This is a genomic window from Providencia sp. PROV175, assembly GCF_032707045.1.
GTDB lineage: Bacteria > Pseudomonadota > Gammaproteobacteria > Enterobacterales > Enterobacteriaceae > Providencia > Providencia hangzhouensis.
Window position 1 is genome coordinate 1,010,108 of sequence record NZ_CP120533.1, and the last position, 15,336, is coordinate 1,025,443.

Below are 15,336 nucleotides of genomic sequence, written 5' to 3' on the forward strand. Positions count from 1 at the left end.
CAACCATACGTGCATGCATGAAAGGGGTGAGTAAAAATCGGAGTTGTAGTTGTTAAGACGCTGCTGTTACTAGAGAGTCTAAAAACTGCTGCCATTTACTCGGCTCACCGAGGTAATTTTGTAATGGAACACGCAACCATCTATCCTGTTGTTGTATTAACAGTGTTGGAAAACCGGATGCACCTGACTGCGCTAACAGAGCCTTACTTGTTCCAATGTGGGCCGCAGTTTCATGTTGCTTACACTCACTGTAGTCGGACACATACTGGGTTACATCGAGGCCAATTTCTTTGGCGAGCTCAAGAAGTACCGCGGTATCTTTAATATGGCGTCCTGAAATGTAGTGTGCTTTTTGAATGGCTTTAAGCATTTCAAAGCCTTTGCCTTGCTTGGTTGCCGCTAATATAGCGGTTTGCGGTGGTGTTGAGTCCATAACAAAATTAGGTTCGTGTAGCATTTTTATATAGTCATCGCCAAACACTTGCCCTGTCATTGATGCAATGCGCTTATCGGATTGCAGAATATATTGGCGAAAATTATCATCTAAATGTAGACGAGCGTCACCTGCTAGCATGCCACCACCATGCATTTCAATGTTGATACTTGGGTGTTGCTTGGCAATTTCGACTAAAGGCGCAGCGGCATAGCACCAGCCGCAATAAGGGTCATAAATATAGTGTAGGGTGATGTTGCTCATAATCGTTCTCTTTATTTGCTATTTTTAAATAATTTGAGTTAAGTTGTATCATTATCAAGAAATTAATACCACTGTCATCTAGTTAAATCAGCCAAATTGCTTTTAGTAAGTCATTCAGTGTGCAGATACGGGACATACCGCGCAACTGGCTGAAATAGTGAATATTACTTAATTACTGAGGCCATTTCATTTCGCCTTTAATGACTTTTGCACTAAGTTCTAAGCTTGATTTATCATCTAATTGTGGATACTTCGCTGCAACTTTTTGGATGAGCTCACCTGAGTTTTTACTTGTTTTATATGCACTTTCAAAGTCCTGTAAATATTTTTGAGTGAAAGAAACCGTCGTTACATCTAATTTAGATGCCCCCGTAAAGTGGCCGGGAACAACGGTTGCTGGGTTCAGAGCTTTGATGTCTTTTAATGTTTGCAGCCAATTTTTGCGTGACTCTTCTGTTTGGGTATCCGCTACCCAAACATGAATATTGTCAGAAACAATAACGCCACCCACAACGGCTTTTAATGATGGAACCCAGAGATAAGTTCTATCTGGTGACACGCCATCAAGGCCTTTAATTTCAAGTTTTTCGCCATCAACGGTGAAGTAGTCTCCTTTAATAACTTCAGGGACGATAACATGAGTAGGCGCTTCATCTTTTAATACACCGCCCCAGTAAGCAAGTTTGCTATCTTTAGTGGCTTTAATGGCTTCAACAGTGTTTGCTGTCGCGACCACCTTTGCCTCTGGGAAGGCGTTTGTTAGGGTATCGAGCCCAAAATAGTAATCTGGATCTGAATGGCTAATATAAATCGTGGTTAATTTCTTATTGAGTTTTTTGATTTTATCAACCAATTGTTGTGCATCATTTTTTTGAAATTGCGCATCAATCAGTACCACTTCACTTGAGCCGCTAATAATTTCAGAGGAAACAGGGAACACGCTGTTATTTCCGGGGTTATAAACATCCAATGCCAGTTTTTCAGCTTGTGCTAGATTTATCGTTGTGGCGAATAATGCGGTTGCTGCTAATAAGGTCAATTTCATGTTTTATCCTAAAATGAAGTTATACAGAAAAGTTTGTTTTGCATGTCGTGTATACTAAATTGCAATGATGAGATGAAAAACCCCATAATTAGGTGTTGTTTGTTGCATAATTCGGTCAAATGAGAATGGTATGGATAGATTAAAAGCGGCTGAGGTATTTATTACTATCATTGAACAAGGCAGCCTAAGTGGAGCCGCAGAAAAACTGGATATGTCTAGAGCGATGGTGACACGCTATTTGTCAGAAATGGAACAATGGGCGGGGGTACGTTTATTAAATCGCACCACACGGAAATTAAGTTTAACTTCCGCAGGGGAAGGGGTATATCAACAATCTTTGCAACTTAATGCGATTTCCCAAATGGTGCCTGTGCAGCAAGAGCTTGATGCAAAAGCATTATCTGGTTTAGTGCGTATTAGTTGTTCACAATCAATCGCCCAAAGTGCGCTTTCTGTGGCTATTTCTGAGTTTATGAAACTTTACCCGAATATGGCTATTGATATGCAAATATCGAATAAATCGGTTAATTTGATAGAAGAACGAATTGATTTGGCAATCCGTATCACGAATCAATTGGAACCGAGTTTAATCGCAAAACCCTTGTCAACTTGCCATTCTGTCATTTGTGCTTCACCTGACTTTTTAAAAGGAAAAAAACAGCCTGAAAAGCCAGAGGATTTAGTTTTGCTTGATTGTTTAACCTACAATTTTTTTGGTCGCAGCTTATGGGTATTTGAAAAAGCAGGCATTCAGCATAGTGTGTTAGTTGATGGGCGCTTAAGTGCTAACGAATCCGTATTTCTCGCTGAAGCAACATTGCAGGGGGCGGGTATCTCTATGCAACCTTATTATTCAGTTGCTAATCATTTGGCTTCGGGTGAGTTAGTTCAGTTATTACCTGAATATACTCCAATGCCACTAGGTATTTACGCTGTGTATACTAGCCGCCAAAAAATGCCAACCGCCCTGAGGGTGGTGATTGATTATCTCGCTAATTGGTTTGAAACTTCACCTCATTGGCACCTATTGATGCAACAGCGCGGAAGTTAGCTGAGTTTTTATTTGATTAAAGTTATCCACTAAATGTTGAGTAAAAATATTGGTCAATTGTGATGAAGGGCGGTGAATTGGCCTTATTAAACTAACAGTAAAAGGAATCGAAAAACTGAGTGGGCGTAGAGCTAACTTCCCAGCTGATTGTTGATGGAAATCTAATGCAGTTAACGGGTTAACAATAGAAACTCCAATCCCTTTTAGTGTCATAGCGCAAATGGATGATGCCGAATGCGTTTCCATGACCATTTTGCGTTCGACGTGGTGTTCCGCAAAGGTCGAGTCAATCAACTGACGGTAGCTGTCAGTTAATGACAGGCTAATAAAGCGTTGGCCTTGAAAATCGTTGGGTGTTAACACTTCTTTTTGGGTTAAAGGGTGGCTTGCCGGTAAGACACACACTTCATTTAAACTTCCTAGTGTTTGTTGTTCAGTTCCCGGTGGCATTTGTAGATGCTCTGTTAAGCCGAAATCGTAACGCTGGGCTGACAACCATTCCTCTAATACAGGGGACTCTTGTGGGATCACCGTGATGCTGACATCAGGGTAATTTTCCATAAACGATTGGCAAACCTGAGGTAATAAAGATTGGGCGAAAGCCGGTAGACAGGTTATCGATATTTGTGCATGTTCGAAGCGGCGGATGGTTTCCGCTGAATTTTTAATGCGCTCTAAGCCATAATAGGAGCGTTCAACCTCTTCAAGAAACCGTAAACCTTGTGCAGTAGGTTGTAACCGCCCTTTGACTCTATCGAATAACTTAAACTGCAAAAGGTATTCTAAGCGTGCAAGTTCACGGCTAATAGTGGGTTGTGAAGTGTTCAGCAGCGCGGCGGCTTCCGTCAGGTTGGGGGTGGTCATTACTGCACGGAATATTTCGATGTGCCGCCATGAAATGGCTTGCATAAAAAGTCCTTAAATAAAATCCATATCAAATATGAATAGACTTTAGCAAAATAGATATTTTTTTTCCCGTATTATTCTTTGAATAATAGCTTTTAATATAATAAAAACTTGCAAACGAGAAAGACAATGACTTCATTCGCAACGACAACAAGCCAATATTTAACCCCTGAGTATTTACGCGCATTACCTGAGCAGTATGGTAGCCCTGTTTGGGTTTATGATAGCGCGGTGATCATTGAGCGTATCAAGCAATTACAAGTTTTTGATACCGTGCGCTTTGCACAAAAAGCGTGCTCGAATATTCATATCCTGCGCTTAATGAAACAACAAGGCGTTAAAGTCGATTCCGTTTCCTTAGGGGAGATTGAACGTGCGCTGGTGGCAGGGTTCCAGCCTGGGCGTGAAAACTCAGAAATCGTCTTTACAGCGGATGTGCTCGATAGAGCGACATTAGCGAAAGTCACTGAGTTAGATATCCCTGTGAATGCTGGCTCGATTGATATGCTTGAACAAATTGGCGAGCAAAAAGCTGGCCATCCTGTTTGGCTGCGTATCAACCCTGGTTTTGGTCACGGTCATAGCCAAAAAACTAATACTGGCGGCGAAAATAGTAAGCACGGTATTTGGCATGAAGACTTATCTTTAGCGTTAGAAAAAATTCGCCATTATAATTTGTCATTGGTTGGTATTCATATGCATATTGGTTCTGGGGTTGACTATCAACATCTTGCCGATGTGTGTGATTCTATGGTGGCGCTAGTCACAACCGCAGGGGTTGACCTTCATGCCATTTCAGCAGGTGGTGGGTTATCAACCCCTTATCGTGAAGGTGATGAATTAATCGATGTGCAGCATTATTACAGCTTATGGGATAACGCTCGCCAACGTATCGAACAACACTTAGGGCACAAAATTGAACTTGAAATAGAACCTGGCCGATATTTGGTTGCGGAATCAGGCGTATTGTTAGCTGAAGTGCGAGCCGTTAAAGATATGGGTAGCCGCCACTATGTGCTTGTAGACAGTGGTTTTAATGACCTAATGCGCCCAGCGATGTATGGCAGCTATCACCATATTTCAGTATTACCCACGGATGGACGTAACGTTGATGGGGCTCAACTAAAAGACACTATTGTCGCTGGCCCTCTGTGTGAATCAGGAGATGTATTTACCCAGTTAGAGGGCGGTTTAGTGGTAACCCGCGCTTTACCCGAGGTGAAAGTTGGCGATTTTCTGGTTTTTCATGACACTGGCGCTTATGGTGCATCCATGTCATCAAACTACAATAGCCGCCCATTATTACCCGAAGTGATGTTTGTGAATGGCAAACCACAATTGATTCGCCGTCGCCAAACGATAGAGGAATTATTGGCGTTGGAGTTGTAATTTAAATAATTCCTCAAAAAATTAATGGATCCAGCTATTAAATAAATGGCTGGATTTTTTTGTTTTTAATTAAGGTTAAAACTACTCTTTTAGGTTATTTACAATACTTTTTTATATGTAAAAATAAATTTATTTTCTTCTAATGATTTATTTTATTTAAATGAGAATAATATGAAATTGATGATTTTTATACTTGGCTTAGCCTTTTTAGAGTGTAAAGCTAATGATTTTAAAAGAGATATCATTATGCCATCATATAGGATGTTATCATTTAATTATGATAGTAAGTATTTAATATATGAACCATCTATTAGTGATGAGTACCCACCACCAAGAAATGAAAAAGATTTCTTTTTGTTAGTTGAAAAGGCTGCATCAGGAGATTCAAATAGTAATTTATTATTATTTAAATTATTCCTTAAGGATTCTAATTGCAAGTATTTTGATTTTAAACCGTCGATACCTAATTTCATCTGCAAAAAAGCTGTTAATTACTTAATTGAATCAGTTAATATAAATCCTGATAATAATATGGCGTTATTTGAAATGAGTAAACTTTATCATAAAGGGGTTGTATTGAATGAAAATGAAAATAAAGCAAATCTAATTCTAGATAAAATAATAAAAAAAGGAGGGAGAGATTCTGTATTAGTCTGTGATTACTTAGTTGAAATTACTCTTTTTGATGATGATGGAAATATAAAAAATATTGATAAATCTAGATATTATGCAGATATTGGTGCTAAAAATGGTAGCGAAAAATGTAAAAAATATCTCAATGATATAGATAACTATATGAGAAATTAATAGAGATAAAAGGGGGGGATGTATGGATGTTAAAGAATATATACCAGAACATTATTTACAAAGCGTAAATGAAGGTGATAGTCGATTGTTTGAATTAGATGATAATGGTTTCTCTAACTATGGAGGACCTAGCTTTACTATATTTGTTTCTCCGCCAGATAGCCAATATATAGATGTTGTAGGTGATAATACAAATATAGGGGATTCTTCTTTTGGTCATGTGTTTATTGGTCTTAAAGGCACAAATCCGGAAAGTAACCAATTTGAAAGCGTACCTATAGGTTTTAGTGCTGGTAATAGTTTTTTGACCAATACGGATAATATTTCATTCGATGGTCATAATAAGTATTCAGAAGCATCATCTTTGACAATTGTGGGACAAGGACCTGTGTTTGATAATGATTTAAATAATTTATTTAAGACATATAATTCAATCAAAAATAATTTGGATGGTAATGAGAATTATAACTTGATATCAAATAATTGTATTGACTTCGTGAGTGATTTTCTTGAAAAGTCTGGTGTCAATGGTATTAAATTAGCAGGAACACCAAAGAAAAATTTAAAGAAAATAAAGGAAATAGCAAAGGATTATAAAACACCTTTAATTATTGGCTTAAATAATAATGGAGTGGAAACTTTACCATATGATTTTGGTGTGCTATTTAAATTTAATGGAGAGCTAAAAAAACCGGATGGGTTTCTTCCAGTGATGCATTATTGGTGATGGATAAAAATAGTGATGGAATTATTAATGATTCTAGTGAGTTATTTGGGGATGATTATCTGAAAGAAAATGGTTGTTTTGCATTAAATGGTTTTGATGGCTTAATGGATTTTGATAGCAATAATGATGGATTTGTTAGTAATGATGATTTTCACTGGGAATATCTTAAGTTATGGCGAGATAAAAACAGTGATGGTAAAACGCAGTCTGAAGAATTATTAGGTTTGAGTAAGGCCGGTATTTCATCAATAAGCTTAAGTTATTCATTTTCTGATTATGTGGATGAAAATAGTAATCAACATAAATTAATATCAGAGGTAACTTGGATTGATGGAAAAAAAACAGATATTGTTGATGTGTGGTTTAAACAAAAAGATATAGCTCATCCTGAAAATCAACTAGCAGAGTTGATTTCATTATTTAATAGTGAGTCATCTATAAGCTTAAATAATGTATTAATGACTACAATGAAAAATACACTACCATTTTTAAAATCAAATAACGATCGCGTATTTAATGGGGTAATATGAAATGGTTATTGGTTGTGCTAGTTTTTATTCTCAGTGGATATGATTCATATTCATACAGTGAAAATTTTTTACAAAGTAGTGACGTGAAACCTCCGTCGTATAGGATGCTTGCTTTTTCTACGTAAGCGCTTAATGAACCAGTAAAGCTTTACTCAACCTCACTGATTTCTACGTTCCATGGCATGAGATCCGACACATCATCTTTCGGACTTCGTTTTGGTAACTCGGTAAACAGGTGTTGGAAGTAATAATAAGGGTTCATGTCATTAGCGCGGCAAGTCATCACGAGGCTATACAAGTTTGCACTCGCCTTTGCTCCGCCTACCGACGTTGAGAACATCCAATTTTTGCGACCTGTCGTGAACGGCCTTATATCTCGTTCGGTCACATTGTTGTCGATACTTATATCGCCGTCTTCAAGGTAGGTAAGCAGCTTAGGCCACTGGTTTTGCGTATAAGTGATGGCTTTGCCAAGTAATCCTTTAGGGAGAACGTTTTGACTGTCAAGCCATTGCTTGAACTCATCTAAAATAGGTTTGGCTTCTTCTTGTCGTAGTTGGTGTCGAGATTTTGCGTCAAGCCCTTTGGCTTTCTTTTCAATACCGTATAGTTTGCTAATAAAGTTCAGTGCTTTTTCTGGCTTGCCCGCTTTTTTTGATGGTGAAGCTTTTTGAGCATCAGTGAACTTTCTGCGTACATGCGCCATGCAAGCAGCTTGAGTCACGTCCTCAAGTTTGTCGTATGCACTGTAGCCATCCGATAGCAAGTAACCAGAGTAACTACCTAAAAAGTCTTGTACGCACTCTGCTCTGCGGCTGGCTTGATAGTCGTAGATAACCACTGGGTTATTGACGAACTCACCGCTACGATAGACCCACATATATGACTTAGATTGTGCTTTCTTATCTTCTTCACGTAATACTTGAACAGTGGTTTCGTCCGCGCAGATGAGCTTTTCTTTCAATAACTCACTTTTCATTGCATCAATAATGACTTGCACTTTGCTTCCTAACTGAACGCACCAGTTGGCCAGTGTAGCGCGGCTAATATCTATACCAGAGCGATTGAGAATATCCACTTGGCGATAGAGTGGCAGAGCATCAACGTATTTTGCTGTGACTACAGCGGCGAATGCATCTGCACTCCCTAGGCTTTTAGGGATCATACTTGCGGGTTTTGGGGCTGTGATAATCTTTGTTTCAGTCTGTGTTTTTTCACACTGCCGGCAAGCGTACTTGGTTCGCTCGTGACGTATAACACTAACCTTCTGTGGGATGATTTTCAGCTCTTCAGAAGTTTCAACACCACATTGATGTAAAGGCTCGTCGCAGCAGTCGCAATAAGGGGCATTGAGTTCATGTTTATGAACTTCACGCTCGAGCTCTTTTGGAAAAGGCTTACGGCCTGTTTTTTTCTTGTCGTCGTCGGATTTAGCCGTACTCTTTTGTTGCTCCGCTTCGTTAAACGTACCTTTGGGTATTTTTTCACTTTGTGATGAGAAGCGCTTTGACTTACTTAAATTGAGCTGTTCAATCAACAACTCAATTTTGGTTTTGAGCTCGGCAACCTCCTCTTGCTTTGCCGCAAGGAGTTTATCTTTTGCTTCGTTCTGTTGGTGAAGCTCAAGCAGCATAGCTTTTAGCTGGTCGATATCATCAGGGAGGTCGGTCATGTCTGGGCTCTGGTCATCTCAATGACTTAAGTATGACAGCAAAAAAGGATCGTTCAAGCCCAACGTGACGATCAGTATCAGCGGTCACACTTCTAGATTATGAAGTGGACGATGAGCTTTGGCATGTTCGAGCGTTTACCCCGAAAGAAGCCAACCCAGTTGTTGCTTAGTAATATGAATGGCTCCGTCCTCACTGGGTCTTGGCCACTTGAAGGTCCCTTTTTCTAAGCGACGATAGTACAGCCAGAAGCCATTAGTATCCCAAAACAAGATTTTCAATTTATCTCGGGTACGATTGCAGAAAATGAACCAAGACTCACTAAACGGATCCATCTCAAGAGTCTCCGCGACAATCAACGATAGTCCATCAATGGACTTACGCATGTCCGTGACTCCAGAGATGAGGAAAACCTTACCTGTTGGTATCATTGTAGCGCTTCAAACCAAGTCTTAATTTGTTGCGAGCTAAGCGTTGCCGGCAGTTCTGCTCGAATGCCATTATTGAGAATTAACACAACACAACTTGTGCTCACGGTAGGCTCTGTCACCACGATAGGTTGAACCCTGGTTTCAGGCTCGGATTGCGTGAGCTTTTTCGACCAATAGTGAAAAGTCTGATAGCTTATGTTTTGCTCCGAGCAAAACTGCTTAATGCCTAAATTACTTTGTCGTTGCTGCTCTAGAATTGCAGTCCAGTATTCTCGTTTACTTTGTTGTTCCATAGTCCCTCCAATGAAAAAGCTACTATGGCAAATGACGAGTTTGTTTAGTATGTGTGGTTCATTAACCGCTTACTTTTCTACTAATAATATGAAGCATGAAGAAGAGAAAAATTTTTTTCAGTCCATGACACCAATTGAGACAGCAGAGAAATTTTATCTACTCAAAAATAAAGTAGATGAAGGTGACGCCAAAACCCATTATCTTTTATTTTTATTATATTTTGATGATTCGACCTGTTCTGAAAAAAGTCTAGTCAATTTAAAGCGAATTGCAGATGAAAATTGTTTAATTGGTTTAGAATATTTAAATAAAGCTGTAATGATTGATCCTAATTTTCAGCTGGGTTTATACCGATTAGCTTACTTTAATAACCACGGAGTTGGTGTTGAGATTGATTTAGAGCAGTCAATAAAATATTGGGAAAGGTTGATAGAAACTAAAGGTTATTACCGTCTATTAGCGTTAGAGGCCGCCTCTGAAATCTATTTTTATGAATTTGGAAAAATAGACAAAGCAAAAGAGTATCTAACAATTTGTGCAAATGAAGGTGGAGAGATTTGTCAATTTAAGCTAGGTGACTGGGATAATAAAATTAAATTACGACCTTATATATTAGAGGCTAAACAACGAGCAAACTCCCCGAGTACGTAGAAAATTGATGTATAATTTTCACTAATAAAAAACTCAAGGGGCGAATAACTCCTTGAGTTTTTTTATTACTTAATAATTAATCAAGCCGCTTTCTTTTTCTTACTGGTTTCTTCATTTGAAGGTTCATCTGGTGACTTTTTTGTCGGAAGTACACCCAAATCATCAAAATCGAACTCATCGACATTAATTGTCCGTAATCGACTTGCTTCTGCTCTACGCAAGATATCGGCTTCTTCTTGCGTAATTACATTTTCAGGAAGTAATTGGTCAGCAAGCTTATCTAAGCGAGTAAAGCTGAGTTTACGCTCTTTTAAGCGGCAGATACGTTCGAAAATAGGTTCAGCGGCAATGATATCCAGCAAGGCTTGGTTAACTAAGCCATGAGGGTTGTTTTCCGTAGGTGTTAAATACTGCCCACGGCCCAATCTGTCGCGTGTTTCTGATGGCTCCATCAGAATTTGAGCCAGTTTATGGTCTAGTCGGTCTGATGGTGTCGACATCGCACGGCCAGTAGGGAACAGTGTGATGCGCATGATCCCGGCAACCAATTTGTTAGGGAAGTTTTTCAGGAGGTCATCCATCGCTTTTTCTGATTGATATAAACAATCTTCAACCGCCCATTTCACTAATGGTAAGTCTGCTTTCTGGCGACCTTCATCTTCATAACGTTTTAAGGTTGCAGATGCGAGATACAAGTGGCTTAAAATATCCCCTAAACGAGCAGAGATACGTTCACGGCGTTTCAAGCTACCGCCTAACACACCCATGGCAACATCGGATAGCAATGCTAAGTTGGCACTTTGGCGGTTTAGCATTTGATAGTAACGGCGTGTTTCATCTTTGGTTGGTGCATGACTTCCACGGCCATTGGTTAAACCAAGCCAGAAGCTACGGAATTGGTTACTAACCACATGTCCAATATGCCCAAATACGGCTTTATCGAATTTATGTAAGTTATTGTCCTGCGCTGCGGCCATTTCTTCTAATACAAAAGGATGGCAACGGATAGCGCCTTGACCGAAGATGATCATACTGCGGGTTAGGATATTTGCCCCTTCAACTGTAATGGCGATAGGTGCGCCTTGATAGGCTCTGGCAACAAAGTTTGAATCCCCAAGACAGATTCCTTTACCACCCGTAATATCCATGGCATCAATAATGGCGCGCTGGCCACGGTGTGTACAATGGTATTTAACAATAGCAGACAGAACGGCAGGTTTCTCACCTAACATAATCCCAGAGGTAATGAGAGTTGCAGCTGCATCCATTAGATAAGTATTACCAGCAATACGTGCGAGAGGCTCTTCAATACCTTCCATTTTACCAATAGGTAATTTGAATTGACGGCGAATATAGGAATAAGCGCCCGTTGCCATTGCAATGCTTTTTAAGCTCCCCGTTGAATTGGATGGCAATGTAATGCCACGACCCACTGAAAGGCACTCAACCAACATTCTCCAACCTTGGCCAGCCATTTTTGGCCCACCAATAATGTAATCGATTGGAACAAAAATATCTTTTCCACGTGTAGGACCATTCATAAATGGAATATTTAGTGGGAAGTGGCGGTGACCAATTTCAACACCTGGGGTATTAGTTGGAATTAACGCACAGGTGATACCAAGGTTTTTCTCGCCACCTAAGAGTTTATCAGGGTCTGAAAGTTTGAATGCGAGACCTAATACAGTGGCAATTGGTGCTAAGGTAATATAGCGTTTGTTCCATGTTAAACGCATTCCTAATACTTGCTCACCTTGCCATTCTCCCATACAAACGACACCTGAATCTGGGATTGCACCAGCATCTGAGCCTGCTTCAGGGCTCGTTAATGCAAAACATGGAATTTCTTCACCCGTCGCTAAGCCCGGTAAATAGCGTTGTTTTTGTTCGTCAGTCCCATAATGCTGTAGTAGTTCGCCAGGGCCTAATGAATTTGGAACACCAACAGTGATAGCAAGAATACCGGATACGCCAGCGAGTTTTTGTAGAACTTGAGACTGTGCATAAGCAGAAAACTCAAGGCCACCATATTCTTTTTTGATGATCATAGCGAAGAAACGGTGATCACGTAGGTATTGCCACACTTCAGGAGGAAGATCCGCAAGTTCATGGCTAACTTCGAAGTCATTGACCATACCACAAACAGTTTCAACAGGCCCATCCATAAAAGCTTGTTCTTCTGCGGTTAATTGTGGTTTTGGGTAGTTATGCAGTTTATTCCAATCTGGAGCTCCACGGAAAAGGTCACCTTCCCACCACGTTGTCCCAGCGTCAATGGCTTCTTTTTCTGTACTTGACATTGGCGGCATGACTTTTTGGAACATTTTCATCGCGCGGATAGAGAAAAGCGATTGACGTACGGGAGTGAAGACAAAAGGAAATAAAATCAAGGCAACTGGCAGTAATATCCAGTAGCTCCAAATATTGATGACCCCCATAACCGCGGTATAGGCCAATAATAATATTGAGCTAAAAACTAAAGAGGTTTTGTGGTAACAAAGTACGCCGATTAAGGCGAGAAATAACACAATGCTGAGAAGGATCATAGTTAAGCTCCTGTCCACTTGTAAGAGGTCTGACCTGTCTGTTGCTTTAATCTATACCCATTAATAAAGAATTAGCAATGTATTTACATCTTAATTACAACTTGGCTCACAAAAACGTCATATAAAGGAAACTATCGTAGTAATTCGTCTTATTTGTTTTATGAAAAGTCAGGTTATTGGTTATGAGATACGGTGAATTTTGTCGATAGGGTCATGACAGCACAATCAAAAGTAGAAACAAAATTATCCCTGTGCAACAATCTGACTATTAAAGATTAATTACTGATATCTATCTGAGTTTTGCCATGGAACGCCATTTTTCTTTTAGGATAATTTGGATGTAAATTAATCGTAATTTCTGTAACGTATTCTTAATTAAGAGGAAATCTCATGTATCAAGACTTAATCCGCGGCGAGCTGACTGAAGCGGCCGAGACGTTATCGAATTTCCTTAGCGATGATGCCAATATTAATGCTATCCAACAGGCTGCCGTTTTACTGGCTGACTCTTTTAAAACGGGTGGCAAAGTATTATCTTGTGGTAATGGGGGCTCTCACTGTGATGCAATGCATTTTGCTGAAGAATTAACAGGGCGTTACCGCGAAAACCGCCCAGGTTATCCTGCGATTGCTATTTCAGATGTGAGTCATTTATCTTGTGTGAGTAATGACTTCGGCTATGAGTATGTTTTTTCGCGCTTTATCGAAGCTGTTGGCATGAAAGGTGATGTTTTACTCGGAATTTCTACCTCAGGTAATTCAGGAAACATTATTAAAGCGATTGCCGCTGCGCGTGAAAAAGGTATGAAAGTCATCACGCTAACAGGGAAAGATGGCGGGAAAATGGCTGGAACCGCGGATATTGAAATTCGTGTTCCACACTTTGGGTATGCCGACCGTATCCAAGAAATTCATATTAAAGTTATTCATATCTTAATTCAGTTAATCGAAAAAGAGATGGTGAAATAACGTTATTATTGTTTCAGGAGCTTTTAAATGTGCGAGTTACTTGGCATGAGTGCCAATGTTCCAACCGATATTTCGTTTAGCCTAAGTGGGTTAATTTCCCGAGGGGGCCAAACAGGCCCACATAAAGATGGTTGGGGAATTACCTTTTATGAGGGGCTCGGGTGTCGCACATTTAAAGATCCTCAACCTAGTTTTTTATCACCTGTCGCTCGTTTTGTGCAGGAATACCCGATTAAATCAGAAAGTGTTGTTGCGCATATTCGCCAAGCAAATCGAGGGGATGTGTCGTTAGCAAATACTCACCCCTTTACTCGTGAGCTATGGGGACGTAATTGGACTTATGCGCATAATGGGCAGTTAAAGGGGTATCGTACACTGAAAACTGGACGTTATTGTCCAATAGGTGAAACTGATAGCGAATGGGCATTTTGTTGGATACTTCATCAACTCAGTGAAAAATACCCACGCAGGCCATCGAATTGGAAAAGCGTGTTCCGTTTTATTGCGACATTAGCTGACCAATTACGTCATAAAGGGGTATTTAATATGTTGCTGTCTGATGGGCAATATATGATGGCCTTTAGCTCGACGAATTTACATTGGTTAACGCGTAAGGCTCCGTTTGGTAAAGCAAAATTACTTGACCAAGATATTGAAATCGATTTTGAGCAGTGCACTACCCCCACTGATGTGGTCTCTGTTATCGCAACGCAACCACTAACGGGTAACGAAAACTGGCAGCGAATTGACCCAGGTAATTTCGTCTTATTCTATCTTGGTGAGCGCATATTGTGATTTAGACCCTAACAATTTTGTTGGGGTATCAGCTTGGTCAATAACCGCATATTTACCTAAAGCGACCGACACCTCGGCAGGCCTTCCTGTGCGGTTGAAATACTCGTAAGCGGGTTGTAGCTGCTTCCAGAAGGCATAATGGCTGGAATTACGGTAGCGCAGCATATTTTCATTTGTCATTTTAAATGGGTAAATGCTGACATTAATGACCGACTGTCCGCTGAGTAAGGCCGTTTCTACTGTTTGGTAAATCTCACCCATATATTTATCGGTCATGGCATAACATCCCACCGAAACGCAACTGCCGTGGATCATAAGATAGCTACCGCTATAGCCTTGCGCTTTATCAAACTCATTAGGAAAACCAATATTGATAGATCGGTAATACCGACTATTAGGATTGAGCTGTTCCGCTGTAATTTGATAAAATCCTTCTGGGCTTTTCAGGTCACCTTCAATTTTTTTTGGACCTAGCCCTCCTGAAAACTTACAAATTGGGTAAGTTTTCGACAGTTTATATTTTCCTGATGGTGTTTTTTGATAGAGTTCTAATAAACCTTCTTGCTTAAATATTTGAATAAAAATGGATGAGTTTGAGCTATCCGATACGTTATTATTAAGTAGAAATGAATAGTTACTCGCCTGAATAGCAGGAGAATATATGAGTACAAATAAAAAAATTGCACTAAAAAATTTACTTAATTTCATATCTAAGCCATATCAAGAAAATGTTATTGAATAAAAAGAGTACATATTTTATGCATTCTAGACGAGTAAATCGAAAATTAATATAGTTTGTTAATAGTTTTTAAATGAACCTTTATTGTG

The 15,336-nt window shown here is 39.7% G+C and carries 16 protein-coding genes; 8 read left to right on the top strand and 8 right to left on the bottom strand.

The features are described from left to right. Positions 1-52: 52 nt before the first annotated feature. Positions 53-697, bottom strand: a complete 645-nt coding sequence (locus P3L44_RS04360; protein WP_140172730.1) for a DsbA family protein — start codon at positions 695-697, stop codon at positions 53-55. Between the two features lie 172 nt (positions 698-869). After that, complete coding sequence (locus tag P3L44_RS04365) at positions 870-1,742, bottom strand: MBL fold metallo-hydrolase (RefSeq protein WP_272662799.1); 873 nt, start codon at positions 1,740-1,742, stop codon at positions 870-872. Positions 1,743-1,872: 130 nt separating this feature from the next. On the opposite strand from P3L44_RS04365, the gene P3L44_RS04370 reads away from it, so the two are divergent. Then, positions 1,873-2,793, top strand: a complete 921-nt coding sequence (locus tag P3L44_RS04370; RefSeq protein WP_272662800.1) for a LysR family transcriptional regulator — start codon at positions 1,873-1,875, stop codon at positions 2,791-2,793. On the opposite strand, the gene P3L44_RS04375 is transcribed toward P3L44_RS04370, so the two are convergent. Then, a complete protein-coding gene (locus tag P3L44_RS04375) occupies positions 2,767-3,702 on the bottom strand; it encodes a LysR family transcriptional regulator (RefSeq protein WP_140172727.1) in 936 nt (311 codons plus the stop codon). The genes P3L44_RS04370 and P3L44_RS04375 overlap by 27 nt on opposite strands. A gap of 126 nt (positions 3,703-3,828) precedes the next feature. On the opposite strand from P3L44_RS04375, the gene lysA reads away from it, so the two are divergent. From lysA to P3L44_RS04395, 4 genes are all read left to right on the top strand, one after another. Next, positions 3,829-5,088: a diaminopimelate decarboxylase gene (gene lysA / locus P3L44_RS04380; RefSeq protein ID WP_004264731.1), complete on the top strand. Its 1,260-nt coding sequence runs from the start codon at positions 3,829-3,831 to the stop codon at positions 5,086-5,088. Positions 5,089-5,259: 171 nt separating this feature from the next. Continuing rightward, complete coding sequence (locus P3L44_RS04385) at positions 5,260-5,895, top strand: hypothetical protein (protein ID WP_004264733.1); 636 nt, start codon at positions 5,260-5,262, stop codon at positions 5,893-5,895. Between the two features lie 22 nt (positions 5,896-5,917). Further along, positions 5,918-6,622, top strand: a complete 705-nt coding sequence (locus tag P3L44_RS04390) for a hypothetical protein (RefSeq protein WP_272662801.1) — start codon at positions 5,918-5,920, stop codon at positions 6,620-6,622. Further along, entirely contained in the window at positions 6,619-7,152 is a 534-nt protein-coding gene (locus P3L44_RS04395) for a hypothetical protein (protein ID WP_272662802.1), read from the top strand. Before P3L44_RS04390 ends, P3L44_RS04395 begins: the two co-directional genes overlap by 4 nt. Positions 7,153-7,300: 148 nt before the next feature. On the opposite strand, the gene tnpC is transcribed toward P3L44_RS04395, so the two are convergent. The 3 genes from tnpC to tnpA form a co-directional block, all read right to left on the bottom strand. Next, positions 7,301-8,824, bottom strand: coding sequence for an IS66 family transposase (gene tnpC, locus P3L44_RS04400; RefSeq protein WP_163762158.1), 1,524 nt, complete (start codon positions 8,822-8,824; stop codon positions 7,301-7,303). A 135-nt stretch (positions 8,825-8,959) separates the two neighbouring features. Beyond that, positions 8,960-9,253, bottom strand: a complete 294-nt coding sequence (gene tnpB / locus P3L44_RS04405) for an IS66 family insertion sequence element accessory protein TnpB (RefSeq protein ID WP_316928264.1) — start codon at positions 9,251-9,253, stop codon at positions 8,960-8,962. Next, entirely contained in the window at positions 9,250-9,546 is a 297-nt protein-coding gene (gene tnpA, locus P3L44_RS04410) for an IS66 family insertion sequence element accessory protein TnpA (protein WP_094961085.1), read from the bottom strand. The genes tnpB and tnpA overlap by 4 nt, the downstream gene beginning before the upstream one ends. Positions 9,547-9,556: 10 nt before the next feature. Here tnpA and P3L44_RS04415 point away from each other — a divergent pair, with 10 nt between their 5' ends. Beyond that, positions 9,557-10,198: a hypothetical protein gene (locus P3L44_RS04415; protein WP_316928265.1), complete on the top strand. Its 642-nt coding sequence runs from the start codon at positions 9,557-9,559 to the stop codon at positions 10,196-10,198. Between the two features lie 80 nt (positions 10,199-10,278). Here the strand turns inward: P3L44_RS04415 and fadE are convergent, their stop codons facing one another. Further along, complete coding sequence (fadE, locus tag P3L44_RS04420) at positions 10,279-12,744, bottom strand: acyl-CoA dehydrogenase FadE (protein ID WP_272662736.1); 2,466 nt, start codon at positions 12,742-12,744, stop codon at positions 10,279-10,281. A gap of 390 nt (positions 12,745-13,134) precedes the next feature. On the opposite strand from fadE, the gene lpcA reads away from it, so the two are divergent. Both lpcA and P3L44_RS04430 read left to right on the top strand, forming a co-directional pair. Then, the gene (lpcA, locus tag P3L44_RS04425; RefSeq protein ID WP_140172722.1) at positions 13,135-13,713 is read left to right on the top strand and encodes a D-sedoheptulose 7-phosphate isomerase; all 579 of its coding nucleotides are present in this window, start codon (positions 13,135-13,137) and stop codon (positions 13,711-13,713) included. Positions 13,714-13,740: 27 nt separating this feature from the next. Further along, entirely contained in the window at positions 13,741-14,508 is a 768-nt protein-coding gene (locus P3L44_RS04430) for a class II glutamine amidotransferase (protein ID WP_004264748.1), read from the top strand. Here the strand turns inward: P3L44_RS04430 and P3L44_RS04435 are convergent. Next, complete coding sequence (locus tag P3L44_RS04435) at positions 14,479-15,216, bottom strand: murein L,D-transpeptidase family protein (protein ID WP_004264751.1); 738 nt, start codon at positions 15,214-15,216, stop codon at positions 14,479-14,481. The genes P3L44_RS04430 and P3L44_RS04435 overlap by 30 nt on opposite strands. Positions 15,217-15,336: the final 120 nt, after the last annotated feature.